4 protein-coding genes and 1 pseudogene are annotated in these 6058 nt (G+C 39.5%); 1 reads left to right on the plus strand and 4 read right to left on the minus strand.

From position 1 onward, the window contains the following. Nucleotides 1-189 precede the first annotated feature (189 nt). Nucleotides 190-255, plus strand: a pseudogene (locus tag AC52RT_RS17770) (hypothetical protein); the annotation flags it as partial. A 41-nt stretch (nucleotides 256-296) separates the two neighbouring features. On the opposite strand, the gene glgA reads toward AC52RT_RS17770, so the two are convergent. The 4 genes from glgA to glgB are packed head-to-tail and all read right to left on the minus strand — an operon-like array spanning nucleotide 297 to nucleotide 5962. Then, complete coding sequence (gene glgA, locus AC52RT_RS17775; protein ID WP_495541981.1) at nucleotides 297-1724, minus strand: glycogen synthase GlgA; 1428 nt, start codon at nucleotides 1722-1724, stop codon at nucleotides 297-299. A gap of 16 nt (nucleotides 1725-1740) precedes the next feature. Next, complete coding sequence (glgD, locus tag AC52RT_RS17780) at nucleotides 1741-2847, minus strand: glucose-1-phosphate adenylyltransferase subunit GlgD (protein ID WP_495541982.1); 1107 nt, start codon at nucleotides 2845-2847, stop codon at nucleotides 1741-1743. Between the two features lie 27 nt (nucleotides 2848-2874). Further along, the gene (locus AC52RT_RS17785; protein ID WP_495541983.1) at nucleotides 2875-4023 is read right to left on the minus strand and encodes a glucose-1-phosphate adenylyltransferase; all 1149 of its coding nucleotides are present in this window, start codon (nucleotides 4021-4023) and stop codon (nucleotides 2875-2877) included. After that, a complete protein-coding gene (gene glgB, locus AC52RT_RS17790; RefSeq protein WP_495541984.1) occupies nucleotides 4013-5962 on the minus strand; it encodes a 1,4-alpha-glucan branching protein GlgB in 1950 nt (649 codons plus the stop codon). Before glgB ends, AC52RT_RS17785 begins: the two co-directional genes overlap by 11 nt. Nucleotides 5963-6058 lie beyond the last annotated feature (96 nt).

Raw genomic sequence — 6058 nt, forward strand, 5'->3', positions numbered from 1 at the left:
GAACTATTCCACAGGGCAGAAACGCCCTATGTGTGGCTTGGACTATGCAATGGCAGACATTGCAGCCGGTCGTATCAATCACTACAATTCATTAGATGATTTGATCAAGGAGATAGGATAAATCTCCATACAGTTTTTTCCTATAAGCAACAATTCTACGGAGTTGTTGCTTTTGTTATGTAGGTACACATGAAGTCGAGAAAAGCGAAAACAAAGAAAGATACTTTGCAAAGATTTGAAAGCAAACATAAAAAGAACCGTTTTCAGGAACACTCCGAAAACGGTCCTTTTTATATTCAGTCCATTAACTCTTTATATAGCGCAAGATATTGCTGCGAAGAGGCAGTCCAGCTAAAATTTAGTCCCATAGCACGCGAGACAAGTTTTTCCCACTTTTTAGGTTCAAAACGATAAAGAGCAACTGCCTGTTCAATCGTATGCAGTAATTCATGAGCATTATAATTAGCGAAGCTAAAACCATTTCCTTCTCCTGTAAATTGATTATAAGGAATAACCGTATCCTTTAATCCTCCTGTTTCACGAACAATCGGCAATGTACCATAACGAAATGCCAGTAACTGTCCAATTCCACATGGTTCAAAGGCTGAAGGCATTAGGAACATGTCAGACCCCGCATAAATTTTTCTTGCCATTGTTTCATCAAAATACAGTTGTACGGACACTTTATCAGGATATACGTCCATAAAATACCTGAAAGAATCTTCATACCGCTGATCCCCTGTCCCTAAAACGACAAACTGTACATTCAGACCAATCATTTCATGAAAAATGTGAAGAATAAGGTCAATTCCTTTTTGGTCTACCAGACGCGTAACGATGGATATAATCGGTATGTCATCACGTACCGGCAGCCCGAGTAATTCTTGAAGATGCTTTTTATTGGCCGCCTTCCCCTCGCTATCTTCATAAGGCAGAAATATCTGTTCATCACGCTCAGGATTATAGGAAAAATCATCGATTCCATTAACAATTCCATGTAGCTTAGTTCCTTTTTTACGAAGGAAACCATCTAAATTTTCACCATAATATGGTGTTTGGATTTCAGCTGCATAGGTTTGACTTACAGTCGTTATACAATCTGCATAAGCTAGTCCAGCTTTAAGGTAGCTGACATTTCCGTAAAACTCTAACCCATCCATATGATAATAAAGTTCACTTAAGTCTAATAAGTCTGATAAAACCGATTTTGAGTACACACCCTGATAACGTAAATTATGAATGGTAAAGACCGTTTTTATGTTTTCATAATAAGGGTGCTTATCATAATGAGCTTTTAAAAGAACGGGAATCAGGCCTGTCTGCCAATCATGGCAATGGATGAGATCAGGCTGATTCTCGAGATATGGTAAAGCCTCCAGTACAGCTCGAGAGAAGAAAGCAAATCGTTCGCCGTCATCCCCAAAACCATAACTGCCGTGACGTTTAAAATAATATTCATTATCAAGGAAATATACGGTAATCCCCTGATAATCGTATTTTTCTATGCCGCAAAATTTTGATCTCCAGCCTACCGGTACTTCAATACTCTTTATCCATTGCATCTGATCTTTATAATGCTGTGAAAGATCACCATATTTGGGTAAAATAATACTGACGTTTGCTCCTTCTTTGGTAAGTGCAAGAGGGAGAGCGCCAATGACATCCCCGAGTCCCCCTGTCTTTACAAAAGGGGCACACTCTGATGCTGCAAATAAGACATTCATGCTCGTAAACCCTCCATTAAACGACTTCGCCTTTTTTAATTACAGTGGGTTGCTGCCTGGCCGTAATCGTTTGATCTTTCGTAATAATTACTTGTTTATCCGTAATAACATGGTCAATATGAACCCCTTCTTCAATATCTCCCTTTTGCATAATAATACTATTTCTAACGACCGCACCCTTTTTCACTTTTACACCGCGGAAAATGATACTATTTTCAACCGTACCCTCAATGAAACACCCATTTGCGACCAGTGAATTAGACACCTTTGAAGAAATTGCATATTTAGCTGGTGCTTCATGCTTTACCTTTGTGAAAACATCCCAAGAATTGTAGAAGTAGTCGTTAATGATATCCGGATTAAGAAACTCCATATTGCTTTTGTGATACGTTGAAAGTGAATGTATGAACGGCATATGTCCAGCAAATTCATAGCCTTGAACTTGAAGGTATTTTAGATTAGCTTTTACTGCATCTTTCAGAAAATCGTATTCCTCATTCTCTATACATTTCTTAATTAAATCAATTAATAATTGTTTCCGGATCACATATGTTTCGAGGCATACATGATCACCGGTGGCAGGCGAAGTATACAACTCAATATCAAGTACTTCTCCTCTAGAATCAAGCGTACACTGATGATAAATCGGTTTTTGGACAGCTTCTCCATCATAATTCTTATATAGGACCGTGATATCCGCACCAGAATTTTCGTGTTCTTTGACCACTTCATTAAAATCGATTTTACTAATATGATGCCCCGGTGCGATAATCACGGTATCAGCCGTAGCCCGTTTGAAAAACTCTAGATGATCATAAAATTGTTGAATATCTCCCTTGATTTGTTCATCGGGATGAATAGGCGGCAGAATGAACAACCCCTGGGAGCGATGATCAAGATCCCATTCCTTTCCAGAACCGAGATGGTCCATTACGGACCGGTACTTATCTTTCGTAAAAATAGCGACTTTACTGACACAGACATTCATAAAGTTTGACATGGTAAAATCAATCATCCGGTAACGGCCTCCAAATGGTACAGAAGCCAGACAACGATGATGGGTCAGCTCTTTTAAAATTGGTCGTTCATTGACGAGATTAATTACACCCAGTACATTACTCATATAAGCTTCCCCCTCAATTAAATGAAGTTACGACTTTGCATACGTTGATGAAATGGTTTGATTTTCACCAATCAGTGTGATTCCCGTTTTATGTGCACCAATTACAGCTCCGTCTTCAATAACGGTATCACTGCCGATAATTGCCTTCTCAATCGTGACATTTTTGCCAATCTTCACGTTAGGCATGATCACTGAGTCTTTAATGATTGTGCCGCTTCCGACCTGCACATTATAAGATAAAACAGAATGAACTACCTTGCCCGATACCATGCATCCCTCGTTGACTAAGGACTGAGTTACATCAGCCTCTTCAGAGATATATTGCGGTGGATGATTGGCGTTACCTGCGTAGATTTGCCAGTTTGGATCTTCCAGTTCAAAGACAGTCGGTTCTTCAAGCATATCCATATGAGCTTCCCATAGGCTTTCAACCGTCCCTACATCCTTCCAATAATCCTTAAACCGATAAGCCTGCAAATTAGCCCCGTCATTGAGCATTTTAGGCATAATATCCTTACCAAAATCGTTGCTGGAACCAATATCTTTTTCATCTTCTGTTAAATATTTTTTGAGATGTTTCCAGTTAAATAGATAAACCCCCATCGATGCAAGGTTATTCTTTGGATTTTTTGGTTTCTCATCGAATTCAATAATTTGATCTGTATCGTCCGTGTTCATAATCCCAAATCGGTGTGCTTCATCCCACGGTACTTCAATGACAGCTACGGTCGCATGTGCACACTTGGCAATATGAGCGTCAAGCATTTTGTTATAGTCCATTTTATAAATATGATCACCTGAAATTACGAGAACATATTCAGGGTCATACGTATCAATATAATGAAAGTTTTGATAGACGGCATTCGCTGTGCCTTTGTACCATTCACCACCATCTTTATCCTTGTATGGCGGCAGGAGTGCAACTCCACCGTAATTCCGATCAAGATCCCAAGGACGTCCATTTCCTACATAAGAATTCAAAATATGCGGCTGGTATTGTGTCAGTACCCCAACTGTATCAATACCTGAATGTGTACAATTACTTAATGTGAAATCAATAATCCGGTATTTACCGCCGAATGGTACGGCTGGTTTCGCTAAATCACTTGTTAATTCTCCGAGTCTCGATCCCTGACCACCTGCTAGAAGCATTGCTACCCATTTTTTAGATGCCATTTAAATCGACTCCCTTCTGTCGTTTTTTTGTTTGCTTCCTAAATATGGTCATTCCAAGCGGTGGTACTGTTATTTCCATACTGCATGGTTGATTATGGTGAGGAACCTTCTCCGCATGAATAAAATCTGCATTGAACGTACCTGAACCTCCATAAGATTCTGCATCACTAGTAAAGGCTTCATAATACAGACCGCTCGAAGGAACCCCTATTTTGTAGTCCCGGTAAACAGAGTCAGAGAAATTACAAACGATTAAACAATAATCGCCTTTCCGTTTTCCTCGACGTATAAAGGTGATGACACTCTGGCCGGCATTATCAGCATCAATCCATTCAAAGCCTTCTGATTCATGATCTAGACGCCATAACGAATGCGTTTCTCTGTAAAAACTATTTAATTCTTTATAATAGTTAAAAAATTTAGAATGTGACTCAAAATCCAAAAGCATCCAATCCATTTTTTCTCGGTATTTCCATTCATCAAACTGCCCAAACTCACTGCCCATAAATAGAAGTTTTTTTCCAGGATGTGTGAATAAATAGCCGAATAAAAGACGTAAATTAGCGAATTTCTGCCAGTAGTCACCAGGCATTTTGTTCACTAATGATCGTTTTCCATGAACCATTTCATCATGTGAAAACGGAAGGACATAGTTTTCAGAAAATGCGTAAAAAAAGGAAAAAGTTAAAAGATGATGATGCTTGGGACGTTCATTTACAGAAAGCTTCATATATTTAAGTATGTCATTCGCCCATCCCATATTCCATTTGTAATTGAAACCAAGCCCTCCAGCAGAGGTTGGACCAGTTACCAGCGGATATTCGGTTGCTTCCTCGGCCATCATCAGAGCACCAGGAAATTTCTCGAATATGGTTTCATTTAATTTTTTTAAGAAGGCAATGGCTTCAAGGTTCTTATCTCCGCCGTATTGATTCGATAATTTAACAGGTAATGGATTATCGTGATTTAAGTAAACAATCGAGGATACAGCATCAATGCGGAATCCGTCAACATGATAGACGTCCATCCAAAACATCGCGTTTGAAATGAGGAAACTTACAACTTCAGGTTTACTATAATCAAAACTATATGTCCCCCAAATTGGTCTCTCAGCTCGCAAGGGATCCGCCGATTCGTAAAGGGGAGTACCATCAAAACGGCCAAGTCCTTGGATATCTTTACAAAAATGTGCCGGCACCCAGTCGAGAATGACCCCTAACTCTCTTTGATGGCAGCGATCAATAAAGTACATTAATTGTTCAGGAGTGCCATACCTGCTTGTCGCTGAATAAAAACCAGTAATCTGATAGCCCCATGAACCATCAAACGGATGCTCCATTACAGGCATTAATTCAATATGTGTGAAGCCATTCTCAACTGCATACTCCACTAACTCATCAGCAAGCTCCTGATATGTATAAAATTCGCCATTTTCTTTTTGCTTCCATGAGGCAAGGTGAACTTCATAAATGGCCATTGGTTTATGGTATATATCCGTCTTCTTGCGTTTTGTCATCCATTTTTGATCATTCCATTTATATGTATCCAAGGGATAGACTACCGAAGCAGTTGCCGGCCGAAGCTCTGAATAAAAAGCATATGGATCCGCCTTCAATTCTTTCTGACCGCCTGGACCAGTCACTTCGTACTTGTATATTTCTCCTTTTTTCAGGTGTGGAATAAACCCTACCCATATCCCCGAAGAAGCTAGTCGCTGCATTCGATTTTGACCGCCATTCCAACCATTAAAATTCCCCACTATAGACACATTTTTTGCATGAGGTGCCCAAACTGCAAAGCGGACTCCATCGAGATTTTCCTCTGAAACCAAATGCGCGCCAAGCATCTTATAACTCTCGAATAATGTACCTTCATGAAAAAGATAGACGTCAAAATCACTCGGAAAGAGTTGTTTAGGTACTTCGATCATTTTTTCCATTTCCTACACCTCCTCCAATTTAATGGTAATTATTCCTCTTTACCCTACTCTCCTATAAAATATTCGCCCTTCGATAAATAATATCCTTTAATTAAA

It is taken from the genome of Peribacillus sp. (genome assembly GCF_059453735.1).